This is a genomic window from Proteus sp. G2300 (assembly GCF_009915965.1).
GTDB lineage: Bacteria > Pseudomonadota > Gammaproteobacteria > Enterobacterales > Enterobacteriaceae > Proteus > Proteus vulgaris.
On the sequence record NZ_JAABNK010000014.1, the window covers coordinates 276,597 to 291,267 of the forward strand.

General features: G+C 37.5%; 11 protein-coding genes and 1 other RNA gene. 7 read left to right on the forward strand and 5 right to left on the reverse strand.

Annotation, left to right across the window (positions count from 1 at the left end; all coding sequences use genetic code 11):
• Window positions 1-15: 15 nt before the first annotated feature.
• The 5 genes from GWI97_RS08975 to zapA all read right to left on the reverse strand — a co-directional run bounded on the left by GWI97_RS08975 (window position 16) and on the right by zapA (window position 4,952).
• The gene (locus tag GWI97_RS08975) at window positions 16-1,377 is read right to left on the reverse strand and encodes an HlyD family type I secretion periplasmic adaptor subunit (protein ID WP_052038457.1); all 1,362 of its coding nucleotides are present in this window, start codon (window positions 1,375-1,377) and stop codon (window positions 16-18) included.
• Window positions 1,378-1,379: 2 nt separating this feature from the next.
• A complete protein-coding gene (locus GWI97_RS08980; RefSeq protein ID WP_036934922.1) occupies window positions 1,380-3,440 on the reverse strand; it encodes a peptidase domain-containing ABC transporter in 2,061 nt (686 codons plus the stop codon).
• 122 nt (window positions 3,441-3,562) lie between these two features.
• Complete coding sequence (locus tag GWI97_RS08985; RefSeq protein WP_036934920.1) at window positions 3,563-4,156, reverse strand: 5-formyltetrahydrofolate cyclo-ligase; 594 nt, start codon at window positions 4,154-4,156, stop codon at window positions 3,563-3,565.
• Window positions 4,157-4,328: 172 nt separating this feature from the next.
• Window positions 4,329-4,512: non-coding RNA, 6S RNA (gene ssrS / locus GWI97_RS08990), on the reverse strand.
• Between the two features lie 110 nt (window positions 4,513-4,622).
• Window positions 4,623-4,952, reverse strand: coding sequence for a cell division protein ZapA (gene zapA, locus GWI97_RS08995; protein WP_036934918.1), 330 nt, complete (start codon window positions 4,950-4,952; stop codon window positions 4,623-4,625).
• Window positions 4,953-5,128: 176 nt separating this feature from the next.
• Between zapA and GWI97_RS09000 the strand changes: the two genes are divergently transcribed.
• From GWI97_RS09000 to gcvP, 7 genes are all read left to right on the forward strand, one after another.
• Entirely contained in the window at window positions 5,129-5,707 is a 579-nt protein-coding gene (locus GWI97_RS09000) for a YecA/YgfB family protein (protein ID WP_036934917.1), read from the forward strand.
• Between the two features lie 51 nt (window positions 5,708-5,758).
• Complete coding sequence (gene pepP / locus GWI97_RS09005; protein ID WP_123822344.1) at window positions 5,759-7,069, forward strand: Xaa-Pro aminopeptidase; 1,311 nt, start codon at window positions 5,759-5,761, stop codon at window positions 7,067-7,069.
• 13 nt (window positions 7,070-7,082) lie between these two features.
• A complete protein-coding gene (ubiH, locus tag GWI97_RS09010) occupies window positions 7,083-8,255 on the forward strand; it encodes a 2-octaprenyl-6-methoxyphenyl hydroxylase (RefSeq protein ID WP_036934914.1) in 1,173 nt (390 codons plus the stop codon).
• Between the two features lie 201 nt (window positions 8,256-8,456).
• Window positions 8,457-9,692 (forward strand): FAD-dependent 2-octaprenylphenol hydroxylase, encoded by a 1,236-nt coding sequence (gene ubiI, locus GWI97_RS09015; protein ID WP_087803217.1) that lies wholly within the window; start codon window positions 8,457-8,459, stop codon window positions 9,690-9,692.
• Between the two features lie 414 nt (window positions 9,693-10,106).
• Window positions 10,107-11,201, forward strand: a complete 1,095-nt coding sequence (gene gcvT, locus GWI97_RS09020) for a glycine cleavage system aminomethyltransferase GcvT (protein ID WP_036934912.1) — start codon at window positions 10,107-10,109, stop codon at window positions 11,199-11,201.
• 34 nt (window positions 11,202-11,235) lie between these two features.
• The gene (gcvH, locus tag GWI97_RS09025) at window positions 11,236-11,628 is read left to right on the forward strand and encodes a glycine cleavage system protein GcvH (protein WP_036934911.1); all 393 of its coding nucleotides are present in this window, start codon (window positions 11,236-11,238) and stop codon (window positions 11,626-11,628) included.
• Between the two features lie 128 nt (window positions 11,629-11,756).
• A complete protein-coding gene (gcvP, locus tag GWI97_RS09030; RefSeq protein WP_036934910.1) occupies window positions 11,757-14,633 on the forward strand; it encodes an aminomethyl-transferring glycine dehydrogenase in 2,877 nt (958 codons plus the stop codon).
• Window positions 14,634-14,671: the final 38 nt, after the last annotated feature.

Genomic DNA, 14,671 nt, shown 5'->3' on the forward strand with positions numbered 1-14,671 from the left:
GTTAAGTACCCGATTTTACTTTTCAGTCAGTGAATTATGTCGATAAACCTCTATTGGGCTTAAAACATAATCAATAACACGACGTTTATCCGTAATTATTTCGGCGACTAAAGACATACCGGGAGTAAGCTGATATTGCCGATTATTCTTTTCAATAGTTTGTGTATTTAATTTAATTGTAGCGGGATAAACTAAACCTAATTGTTCATGTTGAACAGAATCTTTAGCGATATTAATAATTTCTCCTTCAATTGTGCCATAACGTGTATAAGGAAAAGCATCTATTTTTATCATTGCTTTTTGCCCTATGTGAATAAAACCAATATCTCTATTTAGCAGATTAACCTCTGCAATATTCACTTGATTATCTGGTACGACTGTCATAACACTTTGAGCAGGTTGTAATACACTGCCGAGTGTATAAACAGAAACTTGTTGTATCGTTCCAGTGATAGGTGAACGTATTGTTTTGAGTTGCTGTCGTTTTTGGAGGTGATTAAGGTTTTGAGCATAAATTAATAGCTCATTTTCATATTGTTTATATTTATCATGCCATTCTAATTTTTTCTTTTTTTCTAGTTGATTTAATTTTTTATTTAATTGTTTTTTTTGGCTTTTAATAATATGATATTCTGCGTTTTTTATTGTGATTGAACGATTTATTTCTAATAGTTCCTTCTCACTTTCAAGATATTCCATTTTGCTAATTGTTTTTTTATTGTAAAGTTCCTTTCTAATAATAAATCGGTTTTTTATATTTGCTTGTATGTTTTTTAATGATAATAAATCATTATAGATTAGTGATTGGTTTCTATTATTTATTTCAATTTCAGTTTCTAATACTTTTATATTACTATCGAATTCATCTTTTTCTTTTTGATAGCTTAATAAAATTGTTTTTTTTGTTTTATCATCTAATTTGTTAAAATGATAAAGGCTTTGAGGTGATGCTTCTTGGCTCAAAGCTTGATAGCGAATTTTAAGTAAGAGTAAATTGTCTCTTTTCTTTCTTATTCCCTCCATTTCTTCATCAACTCCCAATATATCAAGTGTTAATAAAGCATCACCTTGATTAACTTTTTGCCCATCTTTTACATGAAGAATGGCTAGTCGGCTAGGTTCATGGATTTGAATTATTTGAGAACGTCCTGTGACGACAAGTTTACCAACTGCGGGGGATTGTACATCTAATTTTCCGTAATAAACCCACAGAATAAAGGCAATAATACTGAGTGAAATGGTAGATGCAATATAACGACTATAAGGCGTTAATGGTTTTTCAATAAGAGCTATATGATTAGGGTAAAAATCATAATGGAAAGACTTTTTATTACGTTGAAAAATAGTCAGTAATAGCCGTTTTATGTTTAATTTCATGCTCAACATCCTTGTTGAATTTGCCACAGTTTAGTGTAATAGCCGTTATTTTTAATTAAAGTTTCATGTTTTCCTTGCTCCACAATTTGCCCCTTATTTAATACAACAATACGATGACAATTTCGTATGGTTGAAAGGCGATGGGCAATGATAATGACAGTTTTATTTTGTGTAATAAGTGGAAGGTTGTTTTGAATAATCGCTTGAGAATCATCATCTAAAGCACTGGTCGCTTCATCAAAGATCAATATCTTAGGTGATGTTAATAAGGCTCTTGCAATAGCAATACGCTGGCGTTGCCCTCCTGATAAGGAGGTTCCACCTTCTGTGATCAAAGTGTCATACCCCAACGGTAATTTTAAAATAAATTCATGAGCGCCTGCTATTTGGGCGACTTCAATAACCTCATCTAAAGAAGCGTGTGGTTGCATCAGTTTAATATTGTCAAAAATCGTCAAATGAAATAAAAAGTTTTCTTGTAGTACAAAACCAATTTGTTGACGCACACTATTTAAATGTAGTTGTGGCAGTGGAATATTATCGAGTTTTATACAGCCTAATTGTGGCGTATAAAGACCAGAAATCAGTCGTGCTAAGGTACTTTTTCCTGAGCCTGATGTGCCTACAATGCCAATAATTTCATGTTTTTTAATCTGTAATGAAATATTACGTAAAATAGGTGGCGTATTGTTTTGATAGTAAAAACTCACGTTATCAAAAGTAACTTCACCTTGAAGTTTGGTGTTTGATTTTGTGACATTTTGCTCATTAGGTAGATTAAGAATATCTTGTAAATTATAAATAGCTGTTTTTGTTCTAATGTATTTACCCCAAACATCAATAGCTATCGCTAAAGGTTGTAAGCAATAGCCTAGTAGCATCATAAAGGCAATCAGTTGACCGATTGTCATTGAATGTGAAATCACTTCATAAGCACCTAGCCATAACAGTAATGCTGTTGTTGTTTTATTGATAAATAGCACAATAAAACGAGAGCGCGAGTCGATATCCTGAAGTGTTAAATGTTTACAAGTAAGTTGATGAATTTGTCTATGCCATTGTTGTGTAAATCGAGGCTCAAGAGATAGGCTTTTAATGGTTTCTATACCACTTAAACTTTCGGTAAGAAATGCCGTATTGGTCGCCATTTTTTGATAAAGCTGTTGAACAGCTAATTCTATTTTTGGTGCAAGCAACTTAGCTAAAATAAAATAAAGAGGAATTGTTGCTATAAAAAATAATGTTAGTTTTATCGATAAAATCGTCATGACAAAAATAAATATAAAGATAAAAGAAAAATCGATAATTAACATTAATAATGTATTGGTGATAAAATCTCTAATAATATCTAATTCTTTTACTCGACTGACAATCGAGCCTGTTTGTCGTGATTTAAAATAACTTATCGGTAAATTTAATAAATGTTTGGCCATTTTTAAACTTAGGGTTGCATCAATTTTATTTGCAGTATGATGATACATGTATTCTCTAATTCCTTTTAATATTCCTTCTGAAATAGCCATAAAGATTAATCCAATAACTAACACATCAAGGGTTGATAATGCTTGATGTATGATCACTTTATCCATAATAATTTGTGTAAATAAAGGTGTAGCTAAAGATAATAATTGTAAGATTAATGAATAGAAAAAAATACGATAAAAAACGGCTCTGTATCGTATAAAAACAGGAAAAAACCAAGATATATCAAATTGATGTTGTTTTCTGAAATCAAGATAATAAGCATGTTCTATGCTTTTCTGTATTATTTTATCTCTATTGATTTTTTCTACTTGATGAGTTTGATAATTATAAATAAGAAAATAATTATCATTTTGTTTTAATAATATAAAAAAATGTTTATTTTTATCTATAAAGATAATTTTATGATTAATGTTTTTCTTAAGTAAAAATAATGAGTCTGTTTTTTTTAATTTAAATTTAAATTCTTTTTCTAAAAAATTTATAGTGCAATTATTTTTTATTTTTATTTCTTTATTTTTAGTTAGGTTGATAATAATATTAATACATTTTATAAGGGGGGTGTCTTTTTTGCGTTTCATTTAAATAAACATACCTTTGGATTGACTGGAAATATAAAAAGGTATTTAAATTTTTTTCTAAGATAAAAAATATAAAAAAACACAGATAATTATTCGATATTTAAGGCGGGTTGTTCAGAATATTAAAAGTGCCATATTTTTTCTGGGGTAATGATTTCAGGTAATGGGACATCCCAATTTGCGATAGGCAGATGTTCAACTTGCTGGCAAGTATGGGCAAGCCCTATTGGATAAAATGATTTTTGTTGCCAGTTTTCTAACGTTCTATCGTAAAAACCGCCTCCCATACCTAATCGTTGGCCTTGAGCATCAAAAGCCACTAGCGGTGTAAAAATAATATCAATCTCAGAGGGAGGAATAACCGCGTTGACATTTAAAGGTGGCTCAGAAATAGCAAAGCGATTTTTTACTAAAACTGTGGTTGGTGTATAACGCAAAAAGAGAAGGTGGTAGCGATGAAAAGGGTGTAATACGGGCAAACAAATCTGTTTCTCCAATGCCCATAATTGTGAAATTAAATATGATGTATCAATTTCACCGTCAAAAGAGAGAAATAAAGCAAGGGTATGTGCTTGTTGGATTTTAGGATGACTAAGGACGCGTTCACATAATTGATGCGCAGCTTGCTGTTGCTGTTGTGATGTGAGTAAACGTCGTTTTTGGCGAATCGTTTTACGTATTTCATCTCTTTGCTGAAATAGTGAAGTATGGGGCATTCATCAATCCATCAAAACTCGGTTGGTATTAACTGAATAATATCATTCTAATCAATTTATCACACTTTAGAGGTAAAAAAGTGATAAAGTTGAAGAACTGAGGACGAAGAGGCATAAAAAAAGTTCTAAACATTAAGTATTTATAAAATACCTAGCATTTAGAACTTTAGTAGAGGTCTCCAAGATGCCGCCGTAGGCTGTAACCCTTGAACCCATGGTCCAAGGTGAACATAGTGTTGTTACCATTAGGCTGCCTGAACGAATCAGGTATGCTCACAAGTAACAGATCACCACATTCTATGTGTTTCGAATATCGGCTCAGGGGACTGGCCCACTGGCAAACATCTCAGAGAAATTTGGTGGATGCTGTTAAGCACCTTATCTATGAACTATTGTATTATTTTAATTGTAGAAAGCAACCTATTATCTGTGAATTTCGTGGCGTACGCATGCTTTCTGAACAAATCTACTTCGCAGTTGAAAAAGTGCGATCATGGTGCTTGCCTTGATCGTGTAAAGCTTGTTCAATAGATTGTTGTAGCATTTTTATCTTCTCTTCCATGTTGTAGGCATAGTCTCTGGTTTTTAACTTTTCTTCTGCCAACTCATGACTCATATTTAATGCCACGATAAAAATTAAGTGCTCTGTATTGGAAACACCACTGCGTTCTTTGAGATCTTGTAATCGTTGTTCAAGTTCAGCAGCAGAAGCCAGTAAAGCATCTTTTTGTTCTGGTGGGCAATTGACACGTAATGATCGCCCAAAAATTTGAAGTTCAACGGGTTGTGCGGACATGATTCCTTCCTGACATAAAATCTGTGCTACGTGTTGAGTAGTGTATACGGTTATAACGCTGTATTAAACGCTATTACTACAAAAATTCCAATGATTAACATGGCTTAACTGGTACAGCGACTTCTATTGATGGTAGCATATCTTGAACTATTCCCCTAAATGCGACGTTTATTCTTATGTCAAAACAAAACACATTACCGAATTATCAATCTATTGATGTCTTATTACAGCAACATACTGTGCCTTTAACGGCAGCCGAAATGCATGGATTGATTACAGGGTTTATTTGCGGTGCTGTGCGTGATAGCAGTTGGAAAACCTTACTACATGATTTAACGAATGAAGGTTTAGCTTTCCCTAAAACGTTATCAGACCCTCTTGAAGCGCTTTATCACATTACTTACGAACAACTTGATGACAGTGTATTTAACTTTTCATTGTTAGTCCCTGACGAATCTGAATCCGTTTTTTCAAGAGCAGATGCCCTTGCTGGATGGGTGAATCATTTTCTTTTAGGTTTGGGTGTTGCACAACCTAAGCTATCTGAGCATAAAGAGTTGACTGAAGTTATCACCGATTTGCGTAATATTGGTGCGCTAGGTTATGAAGAAGATGAAAACCAAGAAGAACTAGAAGATGCGCTTGAAGAAGTCAGCGAATATGTAAAAGTGTCTGTTCAACTTTGTTATATCACTTTTGTCGCACCAAAAGACAAAGGAAGTAATGAACAAAATGAGCAACGTATACTACATTAATGACATTATTCATTAGACAATCATAAAGATAAACGAAAGACAGGAGTGGGTATGAATAAGCAAGAATTTTTATCCCGTCGTCAGGCATTATTAGCACAAATGAAGCCTGCGAGTGCAGCTATCTTTTTTGCTGCACCACCAGCGCAACGTAATGCTGATAGTGAGTATCCTTATCGCCAGCATAGTGATTTCCTTTATCTAACCGGTTTTAGTGAGCCTGAAGCGCTTCTCGTGCTGATTAAAAGTGATGAAACACATAATCATAGTGTGCTCTTTAATCGCGTAAGAGATTTAACGGCTGAAATCTGGTTTGGCCGTCGACTTGGACAAGAAGCTGCACCTGAAAAACTAGGTGTTGATAAGGCTCTTCCTTATGAAGATGTTGGTGAGCAACTTTACCAATTATTAAACGGGTTAGATGTTGTTTATCATGCTCAGGGCGAATATACATTTGCTGATGAAATCGTTTTTAATGCATTAGAAACGTTAAGAAAAGGCTCTCGTCGGAATTTAAAAGCACCTCAAACTATTATTGATTGGCGTCCTCTTGTTCATGAACAACGTTTGTTTAAATCTGACTTTGAACTTGAATTATTGCGTAAAGCAGGGAAAATTACAGCATTAGCACATACACGTGCGATGCAAAAATGTCAGCCGGGTATGTATGAATATCAACTTCAAGGTGAAATTGAGCATGAATTTGTTTCTCATGGTGCCCGTTTCCCTTCGTATAACAGTATTGTAGGTAGTGGTGAAAATGGTTGTATTTTGCACTATACCGAAAATGAAACCAAAATGCGCGATGGGGATTTAGTACTCATTGATGCAGGATGTGAATATGAAGGTTATGCAGGTGATATCACCCGAACTTTTCCTGTGAATGGGAAATTTAGCCGTCAACAACGTGAAATTTATGACATTGTCTTAAAATCTATCAATGTGTCTTTGGAATTGTATAAACCGGGGACAAGCATCAAAGAAGTCACTGAGCATGTCGTGTATATCATGGTCGAAGGACTGGTTAAACTGGGCATTATGCACGGTGAAATCGAACATCTTATTGAAACAAAAGCCTATCAGCGTTTCTTTATGCATAGCCTAAGCCACTGGTTAGGCCTGGATGTTCATGATGTTGGACATTATGGCGCAGACCGTGACCGCATTTTAGAACCAGGCATGGTACTGACTATCGAACCAGGACTGTATATCGCGCCAGATGCCGATGTGCCACAAGAGTATCGTGGTATTGGTATTCGTATTGAAGATGACATTGTGATTACGGAAACTGGTAACGAAAACTTAACGGCATCTGTCGTCAAAGATCCTGATGAAATTGAAGCTCTGATGGCAGGAAAAATTTAAGGCTAAAATCAGCATGAATGTGATTATTGTGGGTGGTGGAATGGCGGGTGCAACATTAGCACTGGCACTTTCTGCATTAAACAAAGGCAATATTTCAATTTCGTTAATTGAAGCAAGAGAGCCTGATCATGGGCATCCTGGATTTGATGCAAGAGCGATTGCATTAGCCCATGGAACAGCAAAGCGTTTATCACAGATTGGGCTTTGGTCAATATTAAAACCTTTTGTTACTCCCATTAATCATGTTCATGTCTCAGATAGAGGCCACAGTGGTTTTGTTAATATTTATGCACAAGACTATGATATATCCGCACTGGGTTATGTGATTGAGTTGCATGACGCTGGAAGGCAACTTTTTGCTAAATTAAAAAAACAATCTAATATCACGCTTTATTGCCCCACTAAAGTTGAACACGTTCAACGTAATATAGACTGCGTTGAGGTTACACTTGATAATGGTATGCAATTAACGGGGAATTTACTGATTGCTGCGGACGGTACTAACTCGCCAATTGGTCATCAATGCCATATTCAATGGCAACGTGAGCCTTATCATCAAGTTGCCGTGATTGCTAATGTCAAAACAGAAATAGACCCAGAGGGAAAAGCCTTTGAGCGTTTTACGGAGTTTGGCCCATTAGCAATGTTACCGATGAGTGAAGGGCGTAGTTCATTAGTGTGGTGTCACCCCATTGATAAATGGGATGAAATTTCACAGTGGAATGATGAAACGACCATTGCACATTTACAGCGTGATTTTGGCTGGCGGTTAGGAAAAATAGAGCATATCGGTAAACGAAATTGCTATCCTTTAGCACTGCAAAAAGCCAACCAAATTATTAGCCATCGTTTAGCCTTAGTGGGCAATGCATCACAAACACTCCATCCTATTGCAGGACAAGGTTTTAACCTCGGTTTACGCGATGTGATGACGTTGGCAAATACGATTACTCAAGCGATTAATACCGATAAAGATATTGGTAGTTATCGAGTGCTCTCTCAATATCAGCAACTTCGCCAACAAGATAGAGAAAAAACCATTTCCATTACAGATGGATTGGTGAAAGTGTTTGCTAATCGTTGTGTGCCACTGGTTGTTTCTCGCAACTTAGGGTTAATGACGATGGAATTGCTCCCAATGATGAGAAATAAATTGGCGCATCAAACACTGGGCTGGACAGACTAGAGCGTGTTGATCTTTGGTAGTCAATTTTAAATCGGACCTATACAGCTGTTTTTAATGCCTATTTTTATTTTAAGTGGTCATTGTTAATATCAATCAATACCTAAAATAGTAAATAGTTTGCTTTATAAATTTTTTTTGTTGTAAAAATAAGCAGAAAAGAACAGCACGCTCTAAAATAATCGCTTTTTAGGATATTTTATTATGAAATCATTTGATGTTGTTATTGCTGGTGGTGGAATGGTTGGGCTTGCATTAGCCAGCGGATTACACGGGTGTGGATTACGTATAGCGATAATAGAAAATCACCCAGTAACAAAACATTTTCACCCGCAAGATGATTTTTCATTACGGGTATCCGCTATTAATACTGCCAGTGAAATGTTGCTGAAAAAATTAGGTGTTTGGGAAAATCTAATTGCTTTACGAGCAACGCCTTACCAAGGTATGGAAGTCTGGGATCAAGATAGTTTTGGTCGAATTGAATTTTCAGCACAAAAAGAAGGATTCAGCCATTTAGGCTCTATCATCGAAAATAACCTTATTCGAGAGGTATTGTGGCAAAAATGCGAAAGCCACAGTGATATTACCTTCTATTCATCGACACAAATTGAACGTGTTGTTTGGGGGGAAAATGATGCATTTATTACACTTAGTGATGGTGAAATGTTAACAGCGAGATTGGTCGTAGGCGCTGATGGCGCAAATTCATGGTTACGCAAACATGCTGATATTCCGCTGACTTTTTGGGACTATGAACATCATGCATTAGTCGCCACTATTCGTACTGAACAACCCCACGATAATGTTGCTCGCCAAGTCTTTCATGGTGAGGGTATTTTGGCATTTCTACCTCTTTCTGATCCTCATACTTGCTCTATTGTTTGGTCTTTACCAAGCCACCTTGCCGAAAGCTACAAAAATGCAGATAAAACCTTATTTGAGCGTACATTAGGTGTAACCTTTGATATGCGTTTAGGCCAATGTGAATTACTCAGTGATCGTATGACAATACCGCTAATTGGTCGTTATGCGCGTCAATTTGCCGCCCCTCGTTTAGCGTTATTAGGTGATGCTGCACATACAATTCATCCTTTAGCTGGGCAAGGTGTCAATCTAGGTTTTATGGATGTCGCTGAACTTATCGGTGAAATAAGACGCTTAAAAGCAGAAGGGAAAGATTTTGGTGAGTATCTCTATTTGAGACGATTTGAGCGTCGTCGCAAACATGCGGCTGCGATAATGTTGGCTAGTATGCAAGGATTTCGCGAACTTTTTGCAGGCAACAATCCTGTCAAAAAATGGGTTCGCGACATTGGCCTTTCGTTAGCGGATAGTTTACCGGGCGTAAAACCGAAGTTACTCGAACAAGCAATGGGGCTTTCTGATTTACCCGAATGGCTAAGTGATAAAAATTTCGCTTCAGTTGAAAAAATCTAATTCCTCTCTTATTTCACATTACTTTTATTTATATCTGACTGAAGAAATAGAACTAAAAAAATCTATTTTTTCAGTCTATTCTTTGTACTAATCCCTTTTTTACAGCAATTACTCGTTAAAAATGAGCGCTGATACGCATAATTGCAATCATTAGTTCTGCATACTCATATCTCTCTATTATGATTGAGAGACACAATACCCTATTTTAACTTATGGTTTATTTTTTCTCACAATGCTAAGTTCAAGGGGATGGTATCGTTTGCGTTGTACGTTAATTGCTCGTATTTGTTAAATCCATGTTTAAAAATAAACTTAAGCTCGTGATTAACACGCTGATTTTGAATCAAGTTTAATTTTATATTTAACAAATTGCGTTCTCTGAATAATCTAAAGTAAAAGTAGAAAGAGGGAAGAATGGCAAAACAGACTCCGTTGTATGATGAGCACGTAGCCTGCGGTGCTCGTATGGTCGATTTTCATGGTTGGATGATGCCGTTGCATTATGGCTCTCAAATAGATGAACATCATATTGTACGTCGTGATGCTGGTATGTTTGATGTTTCTCATATGACCATTGTTGACTTACATGGCTCACAAGTTAAAGATTTTCTACGTTATTTATTAGCGAATGATATCGCTAAACTCACCGAAAAAGGTAAGGCGCTTTATACCGGTATGCTTAATGCGTCAGGTGGTGTAATTGATGACCTTATCGTCTATTACTTTGATGACTCTTTTTATCGCCTTGTGGTGAATTCCGCGACTCGTGAAAAAGATCTGGCATGGATTGAGCAACATGCTTCAGATTACGTGGTTGATATTACTGTTCGCGATGACTTGGCATTAATCGCTGTTCAAGGCCCTCATGCACAAGAAAAGGTTCAAAGTCTATTAACTCAACAGCAACGCCAAGTTGTTTCTGCTATGAAACCTTTTTATGGCATAGAGCTTGATGACTTGTTTATCGCAACGACTGGTTATACTGGTGAAGCGGGCTATGAAATTGCGATGCCAAAAGAGCAAGCGGTCGATTTCTGGAAAAAATTATTAGCGGTGGGGGTTAAACCTGCCGGGTTAGGTGCAAGAGATACATTACGCCTAGAGGCTGGAATGAATCTTTACAGCCAAGAGATGGATGAAACCATTAATCCGCTTGAGGCAAATATGGGATGGACGATTGCATGGGCACCTGAAGATCGTCAATTTATTGGTCGAGAAGCATTAGAAAAATTACGCGCAACAGGCACAGATAAACTTGTTGGCCTTGTTATGCGAGAGAAAGGTGTGCTACGTGCAGGTACTGCCGTACACTTTACTGATGATTTGGGTGAATTAAGAGAAGGTGTGATTACAAGTGGTACTTTTTCGCCCACATTAGGCTTTAGTATTGCATTAGCAAGAGTTCCCGCAGGTATTAAAGATAGCGCAATTGTATTAATGCGTAATCGTGAAATGCCAGTAGAAGTGGTTAAACCTGGATTCGTTCGTTCAGGTAAAGCATTGGTATAACACGCACAATTATTTTAAATGGAGAGTAAGGTCAATGAGTCAAATACCAAGTGAATTAAAATACGCGCAGTCTCATGAGTGGATCCGTTCTGAAGGTAATGGTGAATACACAATTGGTATTACTGAACATGCACAAGAACTGTTAGGTGATATGGTGTTTGTTGATTTGCCTGATGTGGGTCGAGAAGTGACCGCTGGTGATGATTGTGCGGTTGCTGAATCTGTAAAAGCAGCATCAGATATTTATGCACCATTATCGGGTGAGATTATCGCAGTAAATGAAGAATTAGAGGGGTCCCCAGAGCTGGTAAACAGCGCACCTTACGGAGAGGGTTGGCTATTTCGCATAAAAGCAAATAATGAAAGCGAATTAGATGGCCTACTTGATGCTGCTGGTTATCAAGAATTGGTAGATAGCGAAGAGTAAAACGAGCGCCCCGTCAAACCATGCCGGGGCGTTTTTATTTGTTAGCTTGTTATCTATTGCTATTACTACGTTTTTTAAGCCGTGGCTATTACCTATCCATTCATCGTGAATTCAGGAAATTACTTGCAATGACACAGACTTTAAATCAGTTAGAGTATCGTGATGAATTTATTCGTCGCCATATTGGTTCATCACCAGAACAGATTAAAGAGATGCTCAGTGCTGTTGGCGTCTCCTCATTAAATGAATTAACCCAAAAAATTGTTCCGGATAATATTCAACTAGATACTCCACCCAATGTGGGGGAAGGAGCAACAGAGCAAGAAGCTTTGGCTGAACTAAAAGCCATAGCCAGCCAAAATAAGCGTTTTACCTCTTATATTGGTATGGGGTATGCGCCTTCTGTATTACCTCCGGTGATTTTGCGTAATTTATTAGAAAATCCGGGTTGGTATACCGCTTATACACCGTATCAGCCAGAAGTGTCTCAAGGTCGCCTTGAATCACTGCTGAATTTCCAACAAGTCACTATTGATTATACGGGAATGGATCTTGCTTCTGCATCGTTACTCGATGAAGCAACAGCTGCAGCTGAAGCAATGGCGATGGCAAAACGTGTAAGCAAACTAAAAAACGCAGATCGTTTCTTTGTCGCTGATGATATTCATCCCCAAACCTTAGATGTAGTAAAAACACGCGCCGATACTTTTGGTTTTGAAGTGATCGTTGATAAAGCAGAAAAAGTATTAGAGCTTGAAGGTGTTTTTGGTGTGCTATTACAACAAGTTGGCACAACAGGTGAAGTTCATGATTACAGTAAGTTATTGGTTGCACTGAAAGAGCGCAAAATCATTACTAGTGTTGCTGCCGATTTAATGGCGCTGGTAGTATTAACAGCGCCGGGTCATCAGGGTGCTGATATTGTATTAGGTTCAGCACAACGTTTTGGTGTACCGATGGGATATGGTGGCCCTCATGCGGCATTCTTTGCTTGTCGTGATGAATATAAACGCGCAATGCCAGGTCGCATCATTGGAGTGTCTCGTGACGCAGCGGGTAATCGTGCATTACGTATGGCAATGCAAACGCGTGAACAACATATTCGACGTGAAAAAGCTAACTCTAATATTTGTACATCTCAAGTTTTACTTGCCAATATTGCTGCTATGTATGCGGTTTACCATGGGCCTGAAGGGTTAAAAACCATCGCTCAACGAATCCATCGTTTAACAGATATTTTAGCGGTCGGTTTAAAGCAAAATGGTATGGCATTACGTCATCAAACTTGGTTTGATACCTTAACGGTTGAAACAGCAGATAAAGCAACAGTTTTACAACGTGCTAAAGATGCTGAAATTAACTTACGTACTGATATTGTGGGCGCGGTTGGTATCACATTAAGTGAGATCACAACGCGTGAAGACGTATTAAAGCTTATTGAGATCATCAGTGGTAAAGCATTAGTGGGTGATATTAATGCACTCGATAAACAAATCGCTTCATCATCAACATCTATTCCCGTATCAATGTTACGTAAAGACACTGTGCTAACACATGAAAATTTTCATCAATATCACAGTGAAACAGAAATGATGCGTTATATGCATCGTTTAGAAAATAAAGATTTAGCCTTAAATCAAGCGATGATCCCATTAGGTTCATGTACCATGAAACTTAATGCTGCCGCTGAAATGATCCCAATTACATGGCCTGAATTTACAGAGTTACATCCATTCTGCCCAGCCTATCAAGCGAAAGGTTATCAAGTGATGATTGGGCAACTATCCAGTTGGCTTGCTGCATTAACGGGTTATGATGAGATGTGTATGCAACCAAACTCAGGTGCCCAAGGTGAATACGCTGGGCTGTTAGCTATCCGTCGTTATCACCAAAGTCGTGGTGAAGATGCTCGTCATATCTGTTTAATTCCAAGCTCCGCACACGGGACTAACCCGGCCTCTGCTCATATGGCAGGAATGACGGTGGTGGTGGTTGGTTGTGATGATAACGGCAATATCGATATTGCCGATTTAAAAGCTAAAGCAGAAAAACATCAAGCGGAACTCTCTTGTGTAATGGTGACATACCCATCAACACATGGTGTTTACGAAGAAGGTATTCGTGAAGTTTGTGAAATCATTCATCAATATGGTGGACAAGTTTATCTTGATGGCGCCAATATGAATGCGCAAGTAGGGATAACAACACCAGGCTTTATTGGTTCTGATGTCTCTCACTTAAATTTACATAAAACCTTCTGTATTCCTCATGGTGGTGGTGGGCCAGGTATGGGACCTATTGGTGTGAAATCACACTTAGCGCCGTTTGTACCAGGTCATTCTGTTGTTGAAATGGAGAATGTCACTACACAAGGCGCTGTTTCTGCGGCCCAGTTTGGTAGTGCTTCAATATTACCCATTAGTTGGATGTATATTCGTATGATGGGTGCGCAAGGGCTTAAAAAAGCAAGTCAAGTGGCAATCTTAAATGCGAATTATATTGCACAGCGCTTGAAAGATGATTATGACATTCTTTACGCAGGGGCCGATGGCTATGTTGCCCATGAATGTATTATCGACATTCGCCCATTAAAAGCGAATTACGGTATTAGTGAGATGGATGTGGCTAAGCGTTTAATTGACTATGGGTTCCACGCACCGACGATGTCATTCCCTGTTGCGGGTACATTAATGATTGAACCTACAGAGTCTGAAAGTAAAGTTGAAATTGATCGCTTTATTGAAGCTCTGCTTTCTATTCGTGCTGAAATTGCGCAGGTAGATAACGGCGTATGGCCAATTGACGATAACCCATTAGTTAATGCGCCTCATACACAATATGAATTAGTGCAAGAGTGGTCACATAGTTATAGCCGTGAATGTGCGGTATTCCCAAGTGAAGCAACGAAACAAAGCAAATATTGGCCAGCGGTTAAACGCCTTGATGATGTGTATGGCGACCGTCATTTACATTGTTCATGTGCGCCAGTGAGTGACTATGAATAAGCTTTAATCTAGCCATATTCTTAAATTTAAATACCGAG

Excerpts from the sequence above, each read along its gene's own strand:
- GWI97_RS08975 (WP_052038457.1), bottom strand. The coding sequence starts at position 1,377 with ATGAAATTAAACATAAAACGGCTATTACTGACTATTTTTCAACGTAAT.
- GWI97_RS08980 (WP_036934922.1), bottom strand. The coding sequence starts at position 3,440 with ATGAAACGCAAAAAAGACACCCCCCTTATAAAATGTATTAATATTATT.
- GWI97_RS08985 (WP_036934920.1), bottom strand. The coding sequence starts at position 4,156 with ATGCCCCATACTTCACTATTTCAGCAAAGAGATGAAATACGTAAAACG.
- zapA (WP_036934918.1), bottom strand. The coding sequence starts at position 4,952 with ATGTCCGCACAACCCGTTGAACTTCAAATTTTTGGGCGATCATTACGT.
- GWI97_RS09000 (WP_036934917.1), top strand. The coding sequence starts at position 5,129 with ATGTCAAAACAAAACACATTACCGAATTATCAATCTATTGATGTCTTA.
- pepP (WP_123822344.1), top strand. The coding sequence starts at position 5,759 with ATGAATAAGCAAGAATTTTTATCCCGTCGTCAGGCATTATTAGCACAA.
- ubiH (WP_036934914.1), top strand. The coding sequence starts at position 7,083 with ATGAATGTGATTATTGTGGGTGGTGGAATGGCGGGTGCAACATTAGCA.
- ubiI (WP_087803217.1), top strand. The coding sequence starts at position 8,457 with ATGAAATCATTTGATGTTGTTATTGCTGGTGGTGGAATGGTTGGGCTT.
- gcvT (WP_036934912.1), top strand. The coding sequence starts at position 10,107 with ATGGCAAAACAGACTCCGTTGTATGATGAGCACGTAGCCTGCGGTGCT.
- gcvH (WP_036934911.1), top strand. The coding sequence starts at position 11,236 with ATGAGTCAAATACCAAGTGAATTAAAATACGCGCAGTCTCATGAGTGG.
- gcvP (WP_036934910.1), top strand. The coding sequence starts at position 11,757 with ATGACACAGACTTTAAATCAGTTAGAGTATCGTGATGAATTTATTCGT.